Source organism: Tropicibacter sp. Alg240-R139, from assembly GCF_900537075.1.
Classification (GTDB): Bacteria; Pseudomonadota; Alphaproteobacteria; order Rhodobacterales; family Rhodobacteraceae; genus Falsiruegeria.
Genome location: NZ_UNRA01000002.1, coordinates 772,306 through 788,112 on the forward strand (window position 1 = coordinate 772,306; position 15,807 = coordinate 788,112).

The window sequence follows — 15,807 nt, forward strand, 5'->3', positions numbered from 1 at the left end:
ATTCGTCGCTTTGCCCCCGCAAACCCACGACGTTATTCTGCATAGCAGCGAGATTAAGAGGGTTTCCTTAAAATGACAACTAGCCAAGACAATGCACCGGAAATGAGCGGTGAACATATTGATCGACTTAAGGAAAATATGACCAAAGTCGAAGCTTTGTCGAAGCGGTTGATCGAAGTTATGGCGAACAAGGCGCCACATTCGTCAGCTTTGGACGCTCCGAATCAAGAGTTTTTTGCAAAAGCAGCATCAGCTTATTGGAGCGATGCCATTCACAACCCTGCCAAGCTGTGGGAACAGCAAATCGAATATTGGGGCAAATCGGTGCTAAACTTTGCCGAAGCACAGCAGGTTCTGGCCCAGGGCACTGTCGAGACCGACGAAGATGTCCCCAAAGATCGCCGTTTTTCCAACCCCATGTGGGACAGCAACCCCTATTTTCATTTCGTTAAGCAGCAGTATCAAACCAACGCCAAAGTGATTGCGCAGGCGGTTGAAGCGGCTGGGCACGATCTTGAGCTGAATGACCAGCGCCGCTTGGAATATTTCTCGCAGCAGATCATTGACATGATGTCACCCACGAATTTCCTGGCGACCAATCCCGATGCCTTGGAACGCGCAGTCGAAACCGAGGGGCAGTCGCTGGTCAAGGGACTGGAGAACCTTGTTGCGGATCTTGAGGCCAGCGATGGCGAAATGGTTGTGCGTTTGGCTGATGAAAGTGCATTCGAGTTGGGAGGCAACATTGCCACCACTCCAGGCGAGGTTGTCTACCGCAATCGGATGATCGAGTTGATCCAATATAGCCCAGCAACCGAGTCCGTCCACGAAACCCCCATCGTTTTGTTTCCGCCCTGGATCAACAAGTTCTACATTCTCGACCTCAAAGCCCAGAACAGTATGGTCAAATGGGTAACGGAGCAGGGATATACCTTGTTTGTCGTCAGTTGGGTCAATCCAAAGGCCGAGCTCGCCGACGTCGGGATGGAAGACTATATTCAAGAAGGGTTTCTGGCAGCCATTGAGACGGCGAAAGAGATCTGCAAAGTCAAACAGGTCAACACAGTGGGTTATTGCATTGCGGGCACCACACTGAACCTAACACTGGCGCTGTTAAAGCAGCGCGGCGACAAATCGATCAAATCGGCAACGTTCTTCACCACACTGACTGATTTTTCGGAGCAGGGGGAATTCACACCTTTCCTGCAAGATGATTTCATCGACGGAATTGAAGAGCAGGTCGGACAAGACGGTATTCTGCCGTCTTGGGTGATTGGGCGTACCATGTCATTTTTGCGGTCCAATGACTTGATCTATACACCCGCCATTCGCAGTTACATGCTGGGCGAGACACCACCAGCTTTTGATCTTCTATATTGGAACGGCGACGGCTCGAACCTTCCTGCCAAGATGGCGATGCAGTACTTGCGTGGATTATGTCAGCGAAATGAGTTTGTGACGGGCGGGTTCGAACTGATGGGGCACAAGTTGCATATTAGTGACGTGGATGTGCCACTGATGTCGATCACCTGTCAGACCGACCATATTGCGGCCTGGAAGGACTGTTATCGCGGCGTGCAAAAAGCAGGCTCTCGGTCCAAAACTTTTGTGGTTTCAGAGTCGGGCCATATTGCCGGTATCGTGAACCCTCCGAGCAAAAAGAAATATGGTCACTATCTGAATCCTGATCTGAAGGGTGACGCAGATACGTGGATGAACGAAGCAGACCGCCACGATGGGTCTTGGTGGCCAATGTGGGAAGCTTGGTTGAAAAAGCGGTCGGGGAAGCAGATTCCTGCGCGCGAGCCAGGTGATTCGAAGAATAAACCACTCTCACCGGCCCCTGGGACCTATGTTTCCGTCAAGGCAAGTGGTTGATATTCAAGTGTAAGTAAATTTTTTCTGCACTGCAGCAGAAAATTTCTTGAAATGCTGCGATGCAGAAAGCATATTCCTCTCAAGCTAATGAACACCGGGGTGGGCCCGGACAGCTAAAGAGGATTACGACAATGGCTAAGACACAAGATTTTTCCGCGATCATGAAAGACGTCATGGGCGCATTCCCCGTGGACACCACCGCAATGGAAGATGCGTTCAAGTCGACCGCCTCCCTGAACGAAAAAATGTCGAACGTTGCTTTGGAAGCAGCTGAGAAGTCGGCTGAGATCTCGAACAAATGGACCAAGGAAACCCTGGCCAAGCTGACCGAGATTTCGAAAGCAAAAACCGACCCGGCCGACTACGCCAAAGCCGCCACCGATTTCGCATCCGCTTCGGCTGAAGTTGCTGCTGAAAACATGGCTGCCTTCGCTGAAATCGCCAAGAAAGTTCAGATGGACACCGTTGAACTGTTCATGGCAGCGGGCAAAGACATCACCGAAGACGCAACTGCCGCTGTGAAAAAGGCCACCAACGATGTGACCGCCGCAGCCAAAAAAGCAGCTGCAAAATAAGCGACAGAGCGGGGCTGCACTGATCCTCCCTCTCCTCCCACTTTTTTGGTGCATCCCGCGCAGGGCAGGTCGATTGACCTGCCCTTTCTTTTTGTGAAACCTTGAGAACAGCGATTTATTGCGAAGGTTTGATGAAAGTCATTTTGGCATTTTGCACAGCGCTGCTGGCATCGTTCCTGAGCAATCAGGTTCACGCAAAAGGAAAAACATACAAGGATCGGGACTGGTCGGTGTCTGTTTCTGACAACTGTGGCCTGCCAGTGAGCGGGGGAGCGAACAAATCCGTATCCTGGGTCAAAAAAGATGGCGATCGGAAGCTTCGCTTTGTTCTGCGTCCGGGTAAGGTTGGGAAATGTTCGACCGATAACATAGCCCGCCATCGTGCACCATTCTGGGAGCGGGCAGATGTGCAACGGAAAGGTATAATGAAGCCCGGTCAAGCGCATCGTGTTGAAGTTGAATTTACAATTTTGGCTGGGTTTAGGGGCGAACGCGAGACATTTTTTCAGGTCCATGGTTGGAACGGCAATTGCCACGCATACCCACTCATGATGATCATGTTTGGCAAAGGGCAACTCCATGTTTGGACCCTGCGGGGCGTTGATCCCAACAGCTAAAAAGGGTCAGCTCAGGTCTGTTCAAAGGCGGAGTGTTTCGGTTGGATCACTCACGGGTAAGCCCAACCGGTTGACCATCGACTTCGATGCGCGCATGGCATCCGGTCGCTTGTCGGTTGCTTTGAAAGGGGTCCATTTGTGACAAATGCACCCATCGAGTACGCCCCCCTGCGCCAAGCCGCACGTGAAAATGGGGATCTATCGACCAGGGGGCAAAGGAAGCCCAACATCAGAGGTGATGTTCGACGATTTAACCGTAACTCGTATCGGTCGCTGAACGTAACAGAGGTTGAGTGGCGGGATGCCTGACCTCTTTTCTTTTGTGCTGCGCTCGCATAGGCTGTGCTGCAACGCATCACTCCTGGGGAGGAAACTCGGTGGCAGAACAAGAAAAACCACTGCTGATCAAGCGATATGCCAGCCGACGGCTCTATAACACCGAAACCAGTGACTACGTGACGCTCGAAGATATCGCGGGCTTTATCCGTGATGGGCGCGAAGTTCAGATCGTGGATTTGAAATCAGGCGATGACCTGACCCGTCAGTATCTGCTGCAAATCATCGCGGAACACGAAAGCCGGGGCGAGAATGTACTGCCGGTGAATGTACTAAACGACTTGGTGCGCAGTTACATGGTGCCGGGTGGGGGGATGATGCCCCACTTCCTGCAATCCTCGTTCGAGATGCTGCGCGAAAGCCAGTCGAAAATGATGGAAAATATGAGCGCAATTAGCCCCATGACCCAGATCCCGGGGTTTGAGGCGATGCAAGCACAGCAAGAGGCGTTTCTAAAGGCGATGACAGGCGGGTTGTCCGCAAACTGGTCCGCCCCAGGTCAGACTGAGAGCACGAAGTCCGATGAGGGTGGCGAAGATTTGGACGAGATCAAAAAACAGCTGGCGGATCTGCAAAACAAACTGTCCAAGCTTAGCTGACAGATCAAATTGCCGTTCAGAAGTTTTGATTATCAGCCGCGCTCTGCATAGGGCGCGGCTTTTTGCTGTTCAGAAGTGCTCCCGCCCGTTGGCGACGCCCCTGACGGGACATCTCCTCCCGTTGGGCCGGGCGCCGCGCTGCGCGCGGCGCGGCACCGATTGAGGCCTCTGTTCCGGGATGTCAGGTGCCGTAGCTGCGCGCTGGGCCGACGATCTCGGCCATGGCGTCAAGCACGATGTCGGCGACGGCATCCAGATCATTGCGGGTCAGCGCGACGGGTAAACGTACGTCGCAGGCACGCATCAGCATTGCCCGAGTTTGCGGTAGTTCGGGCAGGTCAGGGATGAACTGCCAGTTCCAGAAGGCGCGGGCATTGTCGTCGCTAAGTCCGAACACCTGCACCTTGACCCCGCGGGCCTCACAGGCTTGGGAAAATTGCCTGATTTCAGCTTCGTCGAGTCCTTGTACGTTGAATTGGATCGAATCCGGTGCGCGGCGTTCAGAGGGCAAAGGGCCGGGCACGTTGATGTAGGGTGAGGTACCGAGCCGCCCTGCGACATAGTCGTGATTGGTCAACCCATCTGTCACCCGACGAGCCAATTCGGGCAGCTGTGGGCGAATGACGGCGGCGCTTAGATTGCTCATCCGCAAATTGTACAGGGGCAGTTGGTTCTGCCATTTGGTAAAGCTGTCCTGCAACACAGGGTGCTTCTTCCAATTGTGCTCGTAAGCGCCCGACATGATGATTGCGCGTGCCACCAGGTCGGCGTCGTCGGTGATCAGGATGCCGCCCTCGCCTGCGTTGATCATCTTGTAGGACTGAAAGCTAAAGCAGCCGATCTTTCCGATGGTTCCGATATTGCGCCCATTCCAGGTGGTGCCCAGAGAGTGAGCGGCATCCTCGATCACCGGGATGTTGCGTACCTCACAGAGTGACATGATCGCATCCATGTCCGAGGTGTGGCCGCGCATGTGGCTGATGATCACCGCTTGGACGCTGTCAAGTTTGGCTTCGAAATCAGTCAGGTCGATGCGATAATTGTCGCCGACTTCGCACAGAACCGGCACGCAGTCGGCATGTACAACTGATGAGGGCACGGCGGCAAAGGTAAAGCCCGGGATCAAAACCCGCGCATCGCGTGGCAGATCCAGCGCCTTTAGCGACAGGAACAGAGCAGCAGAGCAGGACGAGACCGCAAGCGCGTATTTGGAGCCGAGAAGGTTGGCGAATTCGCTTTCCAACAAGGCAACGGGGGCATTCTGCGGCGCGGTATAGCGGAAAAGGTCGCCAGAAGTCAGCAACGCGTCGATGGCTTCGCGGGCTGCGGCGGGAATGGGTTCGGCCGCGTGGACATTCGGGGGAGTCATCATATTTCAAAATCCTACAGGTTCCCTTTGAGAAATCTAAAACAAAGCCCGCCAAGTGCCAAGCCAAAGTTCCGTGACATCGCAAAAAGATACCCGCCACCGGAGCGATCCGGGGCGGGTCAGTTCGATACCACCGGCGATTGCCGGGCGGGATCAGACGTTCAGCAGCAGATGTTCCCGCTCCCATGGCGAGATCACTTGCAAAAATTCTTCGTATTCCGCGCGTTTGACGATGGAATAGACCCGGGCAAAATCGGGGCCGAGCACGTCATGTAGAGCTTTAGCGCCATCGAACATGTCCAAAGCCTGACCCAGAACCTGTGGAATGTCGCCCTCGCCCTCGTATGCATCGCCATAGAATTGCCGACGCGGGCGCTGCTGTTCGGTCAGACCTAGGTACCCACAGGCCAACGAGGCCGCGATGCCCAGATATGGGTTGCAGTCCATGCCGGCGATCCGGTTTTCAACCCGGCGCGCTGCAGGGCCGGACAGCGGCACGCGAATGCCCGTGGTCCGGTTGTCGCGCGCCCATTCCAAGTTGATGGGGGCGGCGTGGTCTTTCACGTACCGGCGATATGAATTCACATAGGGCGCCATCACGGCCAGGGCCGAGGGCAGGTGGTTCTGCAAACCGGCGATGAAATGATAAAACGCGTCCGTCTCGCCGTCTTGCGGGCCGACAAAGATGTTCTGACCCGTTTTGGTGTCAAGGATCGAATGATGAATGTGCATGGCGCTGCCGGGCTCGTCCTCGATCGGTTTGGCCATGAACGTGGCAAAGCAATCGTGGCGCAGCGCGGCCTCGCGGATCAAGCGTTTGAAATAGAACACCTCATCCGCAAGCTTGACCGGATCGCCGTGCAGCAGGTTGATCTCTAACTGACCGGCACCGCCTTCTTGAGTGATGCCGTCGATCTCGAACCCTTGGTGTTCGGCAAAATCATAGATGTCGTCGATTACCGGGCCGAACTCGTCCACAGCAGTCATCGAATAGGCCTGACGCGCCGCTGCCGGGCGGCCAGAACGGCCCATCATAGGTTCGATTTCCTTGGCTGGATCGACGTTGCGGGCCACCAGAAAGAACTCCATCTCGGGGGCGACGATCGGTTCCCAGCCCTGATCGTGGTAGAGCTGCACGACGCGCTTGAGCACATTGCGGGGCGAGAACGGGATCGGCTCGCCATCGCGATCGCAAGCGTCGTGGATCACCTGCAGCGTCCAGTCGCCGGTCCATGGCGCAGCTGTTGCCGTGGACATGTCCGGTTTCAGGATCATGTCCTTTTCGATGAAACCATCGTCTCCCGCGGCCTCTCCCCAGTCACCGGTGATGGTCTGGTAAAAGATGCTGTCAGGCAGGTGGAAATAGTCTTGTTTGGCGAACTTGCTCGCGGGCACCGCCTTACCGCGTGCGATGCCCGGAAGGTCCGAGATTACGCATTCAACTTCGTCCAGGCGTCGCCCATCCAGATAGGTCTTAGCGGCTTCGGGGAGATTGTCTTTCCAATCGGTCATGCTGCACCTGCTTTTGCAAAAAATTGTGCCATCTCGCGCGCGATTTGCGGGCTGTCGATGGTATTTGACAGCCGCGTTTCGGCTGCATCGAGAATGTTATCGGGAACCAACCCGCGTCCGCGCGCCTTGATCAACCCATCGACAAAATCGTTGTCGAATTCGGGGTGGGGCTGCACAGTCCAAATGGTGTCGCCATAGGCCAACACTGCGTTCTTGCAGAAGTCATTGCCAGCAAGAACCTTTGCCCCCTCGGGCAATTGGGTGACCTGATCTTGATGCCAGGCGTTCATCGCCATTTTGCGTTCGCCGTAATCGTACACGGTTGGCCCAATGGCCCAACCACCGCTGAATTTCTCTACCTTGCCACCCAGAGCCTGGGCAATGATCTGATGCCCAAAGCAGACGCCAATCATTGGCAGGCCACGCGTGTGGATGTCACGGATCAGCTGTTCCAGTGGGGGGATCCAGTCGTGATCCTCATAAGCGCCGTGCTTTGAACCGGTCAGAAGCCAACCGTCGCAGTCATCGGGGCTGTCGGGAAATTCGTTGTCGACGACCGCATAAGCGGCAAAGTCGAAGTCATGCCCGTGGCCGCTCAGAAGCCGTGCGAAAATCTTGTCATAGTTGCCCGTTTTCCCAATCAGGGCGTCCGGGGCGTGGCCGGTTATCAGAATACCGATTTTCATGGGTCACCAAATTTGATCAAATTTCACGATAACCGAGCAAAGCACGGGTCGCAAGGGCGTCAGACGGTTTCCAGATAGCTCAACCAGTGACGTTCCGTCGGGCGTTCAGCAAAGAGCGCAATTTCCTGTCGCTTAGTCATCGCCAGATTTTGGATCAAGCCGGGCGAGAAAATACGTGCGACCATCGGGCTGTTTTCAAACCTGTCAACAGCCGTGGGCCAGTCGGGCGCCAGTTGAGGCACATCATCCAGAGCGTAGGCGTTGCCAGAGACCGGAGCAGGGGGCTCAGTCGTATCTTCGATCCCGACCATCGCTGCGCCAAGTACTGCGGCCAGCATCAGATATGCGTTGGTATCACCTCCTGCAACACGGTGCTCGATCCGACGCGCGGCTGGTGGGCCGCCGGGAATGCGCAGGGCTGCAGTCCGGTTCTCGTATGCCCAACACGCGCCGATAGGTGCATGAGCGCCTGGAACGAGTCGGGTGAACGAATTGCCGTGGGGTGCGAAGATCAATGTGCAATCGGGCATGGCGGACAGGCAACCAGCAACTGCATGCTTGAGAATGTCGGTTCCTTCGGGGCCGCCATTATCAAAAACACTGGTGCCGTTTTCGTCAACCACCGAGAAATGCACGTGCATCCCATTACCCGCATCATCGGAATAAGGTTTCGCCATGAAGGTTGCGGCAAACCCATGTTTTCGGGCCAGTCCACGTATCAAAACCTTGAACAAAAGCGTATCATCAGCGCATCGCATCGCGTCCTGATGGTTCAAGTTGACCTCGAACTGTCCAATCCCGGCTTCGGAAATCGCAGCCTGAGCCGGGATGCCCATATCCGCACAGCCGGCATAGAGATCAGTAAAGAATGCGTCAAAGGTATCAAGCTCACTCATCGACAGAACGGCTTCATCCTCTAACGTGCGACCCGTTACCGGGTTTCGCGGAGGCCTTGGGGTGTCGCCACTGTCGTCGACCAGAGTGAATTCCAACTCTGTCGCCGCGATCACAGTCCAACCGCGTGCCGCATAACGATCGAGCACATCAGCAAGCGCGTGTCGTGGATCGCCGTCGAAACGCTGCCCATCATCGTGATACAATGCCATCGGCACCAGGGCCGAGGGCTGTGCCACCCAGGGCATCGGTACCGCGCCGCGCTCGGTCGGGCGTAGGACACCATCGGCATCGCCGCTTTCAAAAACCAGCGGGCTGTTCTCGATGTCCGCCCCCCAAAGGTCCACGTTCAGCGCAGAAAACGGAATGCGCACTGCGCCCTTGTCTAGCTTCCCGGCATAGGCTGCCGGAACACGCTTGCCCCGAAGCTGGCCGTTCAGGTCCACTGCAGCTACGCGAAAGGTATCAAACTGTTCAAGGTCCATGGGAGGCTCCAAGGTGATTTCCCGAGAGATACCCGAGCGCATAGGGTCTTGTCACTAGATTTGATCAAATTTTTTACCTAGGTGCCCACGCCGTTCAACCGCAGCAACTGTTGCCTTCTTGGATCGGCGGGCAGGGGACAGCCCCATAGGAACAAAAAACACAGCAGTCCCCCGGTTTCGGACGCAGGATCTTGCCGCAGCTTACGCATTCATAAAACCACTGGCAGGAGGCCGTGGGCATACGCTCGGAGCGTGAAAACCCGCATTCAGGACAGGTAAGAGTGCTTTCGGACACAACTGCAGACATTTAGATCATCCCGGTTCAACGATGCGGCTGGTGCACTATAGCACGCAGGTCCGCCTCAAGTAGAACGTTACTAACGATAGGCTGTTGCAAGAGTTTGCTGAGCCATACGCACAATGTCAGTGTCAGATCTTGCAGCCAGTTCCCGCGCGGGTCCCGCACCATTGAAAGCGACGATGATGGGGTGGCCGATATAGGGAAACAAATTGAACCACTGGTTGAAATAGCCCGGTGGTAACCCGTTTTCCGGGGTTATGATCCAAGTCACGTCCCGATCCCAGAAAACGCTGTCATACCGCAGATAAACTTTGTCCAGCAGACCCATGCCAAGTTGGGCAATTGCTTTTTGCTTCTTGGCCGGAAGAGGCGGGGCAAACGTGATGTGACCGCGTTTCAGAATACCCAGGGGCACAGTCACGATCACGGCATCAAAGTGATGCCCCCTACCGCGTGAATCCCGAAGCTCTGCGGCAGAACCAGTGATTTTGATCTGCCGAATGTCGGTGTTAAGTCGAACGTTCAAATCCGGTTGGAAAGAACGCAGGATTTGGGAATAACCTTCAGGAAACACCAACTCATCCCCGCCATAGTCCTCGTCGTTCAAATATGCCCGGATGTTGAGTTTGGCCAAACCTGCGCCTGCGCCATGTTGAACTTCGGTCACCTCATCCAGCCAATCCGGCGCCTGACTGTTCCGCATACGGCGACCACCTTTTCCACGCAGGATATAGCTGTCCTTCGTCACACGCGTCGGAATGCCCAACTGCTCGGTGATTGCCGTCAACGGGTTGCCACGTGTCCCGTGGAGCCAGCTCGCGCCCAAATCCAGTGGAACCCCCAAGCGATTGTCGGTCCTGATCCGACCCCCTATGCGATTTCGGGCCTCGAACACCGTGACTCGATATCCCTCTCGCTCAAGCTGCGAAGCTGCCGACAGACCGCTGACACCTGCTCCGACGACAGCAACGCTTGCGGCTTCTGTCTCGTCCACCGCATCCGCAGCCAGCTGACCGGATTCCAGGGCGGCATGTACTGTGCTGTTGTATTCTGGGTGGGCTGCTTCTCCAGCAAAAAAGAGGCGGTTGCCAACGGGCGCGCCCAGATCCCTTGTCTGGCGCCTACCGGCCCCTTTGGGGATGAATGAGTAAGACCCGTAGGTGTAGGGGTCGCGGCTCCAGTTTGTACGAATATAGCCTGTAGCGGCTCGCCCGCCGCCCTGCGCGGAGGACAGCGGAATGAAGCCGGCAATTGCGGCTGTGCCCACCTGCGTCAAAAAACGCCTTCGTGTCATGTGATGCACCTATCCACGTACGACAAGCCAAAGCCGCCGGGGTCGCGACTTGTATACGCTAGTGGAGCATGGTGGGACCTGAACGGAAAGGCGAATAAATCAGCAGCTGCTCAGCGCACCAGATTGGGGCGGAATCGCATTTTGGCCTTTTTGGCCGTGGGCAGGTGACGATTCAGCCGTGCGTTGATCAGACCGAAAATCCCCACAACCACCAGCGTCAGCAAGATAAAGTAGAACGCCAAAATGGGGTAGGGAACAAATGGATTGAACGTCTTGTCCGCAAAATAACTGGCGTAATACAGCGCGTCGCCCTTTTGCCGCCAGGCCGGGAAAGCCGAGAAGAAAACCAGCGTTGTGGCGTGGAACAGAAAAATCGCCTCGTTCGTGTAAGCGGGCCAGGCCAGACGCAGCATGGTGGGCCAGATCACACGGCGGAACCGCGACCAGCCCGACATGCCGTAAGCATCCGCTGCCTCGACATCACCTTTGGGGATCGAGCGCAATGCACCGTAAAAAATCTCGCCCGAATAGGCGGCGGTGTTGAAAAACAACACGATCAGCGCCCCCAGCCAGGCCGAGGTAAAGGCGTCGAACATCGGATAGGCCTTCTTCAGAGATAGAAAGAAGAAGTAAGCAAAGAAGAACTGGATGAAGAGCGGCGAACCCCGAAACAGAAAGATGAACCACTCGGCCGGTTTGCGCAGCCAGATATTGCTGGACGCCTTGCCCAGGGCCAGGGCAGTGGCCAGAAAGAATCCGGTCACCAGAGCCATGATGCCGAAATAGATGTTCCAGATCATACCCGATCCGATCAGGGTAAACTGTTCGCACAAGGTAAAGTCGGTTTTGGGCAGCAAACGCTCGCCATAGCCCAGGGACCGCAGGCCATAATCCTGAATTGTCTGAAGACAGTTGCTCATGCCACGGCCTCCTTACGCTGTGCTTCGCCGCCGGTGGTCGCCTGCCCATGGCTAAGCTTTTGCATCAACCGTTCAAGCGCGATCTCGGACACGCGGGTAAAGGCCAGGTAAAACACCAGCAGGAACAGGAAATACCACATGCGCCAGTCGCCGTGTGGGTAGGCGGTGAATTTCGACGTTTTGGTGCCACCCAGTTCACGCGCCCAATAAACGATGTCTTCGACCCCCAGCAGGAACAACAGCGGTGTGGCTTTGATAAGCACCATCCAGAGGTTCGAAAGACCGGGCAGGGCATAGACCCACATCTGCGGCACGAGAATACGCCAGAATGTCTGGCGACGGCTCATGCCGTAGGCTTCGGCTGTTTCCAGCTGTGCATGGGGCACGGCGCGCATGCCGCCGAAAAGAACGTTACCGGCAAAGGCGCCAAAGACGATGGCAAAGGTGACGACGGCCAGAAAGAAGCCATAGGTTTGATGGACCCACTCGGGCGATGTCCCGAGGGGGAGTTTAGCCTGCGAACAGACCAGGAAATCGTTGCCCTGGCGGATCGGATCAGTCCAATCGGGGCAGAGGATCTGGTGCCGAGTCCATTCAAATGCCTGATCCAACGCGATGACAAAGAACAGGAAAAACGCTATGTCCGGCACGCCGCGCACGATGGCGATGTACCCCTTACCCAGCCAACTTACGGGCAGGACATGGGAACGGGCCGACATTGCCCCGGCAAAGCCAAAGGCCAGCGCCACAGGCGCGGTGATGGCCAGCAAGGCCAGAACCTTGATGAAGGACAGGTAAAACGACATGTGCACGCCGTTGGTCAGATAGCAGGAGAACCAACGAAAGGTGCCAAGCGTGTCAGGATCAGCGCAGTAGGAAAACATCAAGTCAGCCTTGGGCGGGGCAGGTTTGGCGATCGGATACGATCAGCCAAAGAAACGGTCCCGCGCGCGAAACGCACGGGACCGCAAGGATCTGGGATCAGTAGGTGCGGGTGTCTTCGCCGAACCATTTGATCAGCAGTTCGTTCAACGAGCCGTCCTCTTTCATCGAGGTGATGGCCGCATCAAACTTGCCGCGCAGTTCGCCGTCGGATTCACGCAGGCCCATGCCAACGCCACCACCCAGCGGAACAGGGTCGCCGATGAAAATCAGCTCGCCGTTCGATTCTTCGACCAACGGCGCCAGATAATCACGGTCAGCCAGAACCGCATCCGCTTCGCCGTTGCGCACGGCCGCGATGGTTTCTTCAGGCGTCGCGAATTCAACCAGAGTCGCGCCAGATTCAGCGACGTGGCCTGCCTGGATGGTCGCGGTCTGAGCGGCCACTACGCCACCGGTCACGTCAACACCTTCGGCAGCGGCAACATAGGCCGACGCTGCGGGCGGCTGATAGTTCTGGGTGAAGTCGATAACTTCGTCACGCTCGTCGGTGATCGACATGCCGGCGATGATTGTGTCGTAGTTGCCCGACACAAGGTTCGGAATGATCGAATCCCAGTCGTTCTTGACCCACTCGCAGGTCAGACCGGCGCGTTTGCACATCTCGTCGCCCAGCTCACGCTCGAACCCGTCGATCTCGCCGGCGTCATTGATGAAGTTGTACGGAGGGTAGGCGCCCTCGGTGCCCATACGGACGGTATCAGCCATCGCCATGCCAGCGCTCAGTGCCAGTGCAGCCGTGGTCAGGATCAGTTTTTTCATGTTTTCACTCCCCTATTTTTGGTTTCGTTTTTGGTTAGGCAGCCTGCGTAGCGGACAAAAAGCCCTGCAGACGTTCGGATTTGGGCGCGCCAAACAAGGCGTCTGGCGGGCCCTCTTCTTCGATCAGCCCCTGATGCAGGAACACCACGTGACTGGAAATATCAGCGGCCATTTTCATGTCATGGGTCACAATGATCATCGTGCGCCCCTCTGCGGCCAGATCTTTGATCACCTTGATCACTTCCTGCTCAAGCTCAGGATCAAGCGCCGATGTAGGCTCGTCAAACAGCAGCGCCTCGGGTTCCATGCACAGGCCGCGCGCGATAGCGGCCCGCTGTTGCTGGCCACCCGACAGCTGCGCCGGATAGACGTCGCATTTGTCGCCGATGCCCACCTGGTGCAGGTATTTACGCGCGCTTTCTTCGACCTCGACCTTGTCTCGGCCAAGCACTGTTACCGGCGCCTCCATCACGTTTTGCATGATGGTCATATGGGCCCACAGGTTGAACTGCTGGAACACCATCGACAGGTTCGTGCGGATGCGCAGCACCTGTTTGGGGTCAGCGGGCCGACGACCGTGATGTTCACCACGCCACGATACCGGCTCGCCCTTGAACAGGATCTCGCCTTGTTGGCTGTCTTCCAGCAGATTGCAGCAGCGCAGCAGTGTCGATTTGCCCGATCCTGACGATCCGATCAGCGAAACGACGTCGCCCCGATGGGCTGTGATGTCGACGCCCTTGAGCACCTCGAGCTGGCCAAAGCTTTTGTGCAGGTTCTTGATCTGGATGACAGGAGGTGTGTCTGACACGTGGAATCCAAAGGTTTGTACCGGTTTTGATGGGCTAATAGGACTGAATTTTTGTCGCAATGCAACTTGCAAAACGAATGTTTCGCGCCCGAATGCGCCGAATTGACTACACGGAACTGTCTTTTTCGGCAGGCGAAGGTGGTGTCGGAACAGCTAAATATACTTCTGAGGGAATGTCGATCAGCCCCCGGATGTGCAGCAGTTGCCGCGTGTCCTCGTCCATTGCAGCAATCGCGGATCGAACCGCCGCCGCAATAGGGGCCGGATCGCGGGATCGAGCGGTGACATAGGGCAGGGTCGGCGTTGGGGCTGTGCGGGCCACGACGCGCAAATTGCCTGCCAGATCCGGTTCATGTTCAGTCAAAAGAACCCATGTCAGCGCATCCAAAGCTGCAAGATCGGCGCGCCCTTCGGCCACCGCCTGCGCAGACAGGGCATGGCCACCGGATTGCAGCAAAGTGTTCACCTGCAGTCCGAGAGAGTGCAGATGAGTTGTCGGCGCTGCCCAGCCTGATTGCGAGAGTGGTTCGTTATAGGCAAAGGTGCCTGTCACCAGTTCTTCAAGTGGGCGAGGATCGTCAGCACGCGCCACGAAGGTTGAGTAATAATACCCCGGCGGGCAGTCGGGCAGGCCATAGTCCGGCGTTCCAACCAATGAAACCGTGCCATGCAGCTTGGTGCGGTAGGGCATCCCGCAGGTTTGCGAAAACACCATCTGAGGGTCATGCCAGATGTCCCAGAAATCCCGGTCCCGATCCAAGGTCCGGGGGCCGTCACCGAGTTGCGCACGGATTTCGGTCCAGAATGCATCGTTGGCGGCTTGCAGCGCGGGCATGTTATACATGCCAAGCATTGCGGTCATGAACGGGCCGCCTTTTGTCGGGCAAGCGCCGAATCACGATCGTTGACGCCCAGCAGGTTGGCCACCAAGCGCAGCAGTGCGTCCTCTTCCTCGGCACGTTCGCCGTCGGCCAGAACCACCAACCACAGCGCCTCGACTACAGCGCGGCGGTCTTCATAGGCAACCGCATCCTTGATAGCGCGGGTGAAGCGGACGGTGTCGGGCGCTTCGGTCTCCAACCCCTCGGCCCGAGAGCGCAGACCGGCGGCCTCAAACGGGGACAGGCCATAGCGCGCCGCGGTGATGCGGTCGATGCGGGCCATCTCTTCGGGGGCATAATCATTGTCCGACTTGGCAATGCGCACCAAAAGCGCGGTCAGCGCAAGGCGGGCGTCTTCGTCGGGCAGTTGGGCGGGCGTCGGCTGCGTCAGCCGCGTCAGGAAATCACGAAACATGGATCAAGGTATAGGCGCGCATACGCGTTGCGCCAAGAGGGGCCGTGGCCCGGCCTCAGATTTTTTCCATCGCACGGCGACGGGCGGCTTCGCTGTCCTTGAAGCTCAACCCCATGGCGATTCGCGCCTCTTCGACGATTTTGATCTCGCCTTCCTGCTGTTCGCCGTCAGCCAGAACAACCTCCCACAGCGCGTCCAGTGCAGACATACGTTCCTCAAGGCCCGTCGTCTCGCGGATCAAGCGCCCAAAAGTGTCGGTTTCAGGGGCTGCGGCATGCAGTTTTTCACAGGTGGCGCGCACCTTGGCGGCTTCGATCGCGTTGTGCTGGTACAGACGGGCCAGAATACGATCGATCAGGCTAATCTCTTCCAACTGATAATCCCGATCGGATTGCGCCACGCGCACAAGCAAGGCCCCAAGGGCCAACTCGGCATCTGGGTCGGGCAGCGGGGCAGGGTTAGATGGGCGAAACGCCTGGAAAAACTTCTTCAGCATGGTCCGAAATTACCCCATATTTTGCGTTCCGCCA

General features: G+C 56.7%; 17 protein-coding genes. 4 read left to right on the forward strand and 13 right to left on the reverse strand.

All coding sequences use genetic code 11. The features are described 5' to 3' along the window. The first annotated feature begins 72 nt into the window (after positions 1-72). From G6R15_RS11385 to phaR, 4 genes are all read left to right on the forward strand, one after another. A complete protein-coding gene (locus G6R15_RS11385; RefSeq protein ID WP_164659960.1) occupies positions 73-1,878 on the forward strand; it encodes an alpha/beta hydrolase in 1,806 nt (601 codons plus the stop codon). A gap of 131 nt (positions 1,879-2,009) precedes the next feature. Continuing rightward, the gene (locus G6R15_RS11390) at positions 2,010-2,453 is read left to right on the forward strand and encodes a phasin family protein (protein ID WP_164659961.1); all 444 of its coding nucleotides are present in this window, start codon (positions 2,010-2,012) and stop codon (positions 2,451-2,453) included. 131 nt (positions 2,454-2,584) lie between these two features. Further along, positions 2,585-3,070, forward strand: a complete 486-nt coding sequence (locus G6R15_RS11395; RefSeq protein ID WP_164659962.1) for a hypothetical protein — start codon at positions 2,585-2,587, stop codon at positions 3,068-3,070. Between the two features lie 377 nt (positions 3,071-3,447). Next, positions 3,448-4,005, forward strand: a complete 558-nt coding sequence (gene phaR, locus G6R15_RS11400; protein WP_164659963.1) for a polyhydroxyalkanoate synthesis repressor PhaR — start codon at positions 3,448-3,450, stop codon at positions 4,003-4,005. Positions 4,006-4,186: 181 nt separating this feature from the next. Here phaR and G6R15_RS11405 read toward each other — a convergent pair whose 3' ends face one another. The 13 genes from G6R15_RS11405 to G6R15_RS11465 form a co-directional block, all read right to left on the reverse strand. Next, positions 4,187-5,377 (reverse strand): DegT/DnrJ/EryC1/StrS aminotransferase family protein, encoded by a 1,191-nt coding sequence (locus tag G6R15_RS11405; RefSeq protein WP_164659964.1) that lies wholly within the window; start codon positions 5,375-5,377, stop codon positions 4,187-4,189. Between the two features lie 150 nt (positions 5,378-5,527). Beyond that, on the reverse strand, positions 5,528-6,886 hold the full coding sequence (locus tag G6R15_RS11410; RefSeq protein WP_164659965.1) for a glutamine synthetase family protein: 1,359 nt from the start codon (positions 6,884-6,886) through the stop codon (positions 5,528-5,530). Further along, complete coding sequence (locus G6R15_RS11415) at positions 6,883-7,572, reverse strand: type 1 glutamine amidotransferase (RefSeq protein ID WP_164659966.1); 690 nt, start codon at positions 7,570-7,572, stop codon at positions 6,883-6,885. The genes G6R15_RS11410 and G6R15_RS11415 overlap by 4 nt, the downstream gene beginning before the upstream one ends. Positions 7,573-7,631: 59 nt before the next feature. Beyond that, on the reverse strand, positions 7,632-8,951 hold the full coding sequence (locus G6R15_RS11420) for a glutamine synthetase family protein (protein WP_164659967.1): 1,320 nt from the start codon (positions 8,949-8,951) through the stop codon (positions 7,632-7,634). A gap of 94 nt (positions 8,952-9,045) precedes the next feature. Then, positions 9,046-9,258 (reverse strand): GDCCVxC domain-containing (seleno)protein, encoded by a 213-nt coding sequence (locus G6R15_RS22905; protein ID WP_164659968.1) that lies wholly within the window; start codon positions 9,256-9,258, stop codon positions 9,046-9,048. 70 nt (positions 9,259-9,328) lie between these two features. After that, a complete protein-coding gene (locus G6R15_RS11430; protein WP_164659969.1) occupies positions 9,329-10,546 on the reverse strand; it encodes an FAD-dependent oxidoreductase in 1,218 nt (405 codons plus the stop codon). Between the two features lie 110 nt (positions 10,547-10,656). After that, a complete protein-coding gene (locus G6R15_RS11435; RefSeq protein ID WP_164659970.1) occupies positions 10,657-11,466 on the reverse strand; it encodes an ABC transporter permease in 810 nt (269 codons plus the stop codon). Further along, a complete protein-coding gene (locus G6R15_RS11440; RefSeq protein ID WP_164659971.1) occupies positions 11,463-12,350 on the reverse strand; it encodes an ABC transporter permease in 888 nt (295 codons plus the stop codon). Before G6R15_RS11440 ends, G6R15_RS11435 begins: the two co-directional genes overlap by 4 nt. Before the next feature lie 97 nt (positions 12,351-12,447). Continuing rightward, positions 12,448-13,170: a transporter substrate-binding domain-containing protein gene (locus G6R15_RS11445; RefSeq protein WP_164659972.1), complete on the reverse strand. Its 723-nt coding sequence runs from the start codon at positions 13,168-13,170 to the stop codon at positions 12,448-12,450. Between the two features lie 34 nt (positions 13,171-13,204). Continuing rightward, positions 13,205-13,981: an ABC transporter ATP-binding protein gene (locus tag G6R15_RS11450; protein WP_164659973.1), complete on the reverse strand. Its 777-nt coding sequence runs from the start codon at positions 13,979-13,981 to the stop codon at positions 13,205-13,207. A gap of 106 nt (positions 13,982-14,087) precedes the next feature. Further along, on the reverse strand, positions 14,088-14,843 hold the full coding sequence (locus tag G6R15_RS11455) for a phosphate/phosphite/phosphonate ABC transporter substrate-binding protein (RefSeq protein ID WP_164659974.1): 756 nt from the start codon (positions 14,841-14,843) through the stop codon (positions 14,088-14,090). Beyond that, the gene (locus G6R15_RS11460) at positions 14,840-15,277 is read right to left on the reverse strand and encodes a TerB family tellurite resistance protein (protein WP_164659975.1); all 438 of its coding nucleotides are present in this window, start codon (positions 15,275-15,277) and stop codon (positions 14,840-14,842) included. The genes G6R15_RS11455 and G6R15_RS11460 overlap by 4 nt, the downstream gene beginning before the upstream one ends. A gap of 55 nt (positions 15,278-15,332) precedes the next feature. Next, complete coding sequence (locus G6R15_RS11465; protein WP_164659976.1) at positions 15,333-15,773, reverse strand: TerB family tellurite resistance protein; 441 nt, start codon at positions 15,771-15,773, stop codon at positions 15,333-15,335. Positions 15,774-15,807 lie beyond the last annotated feature (34 nt).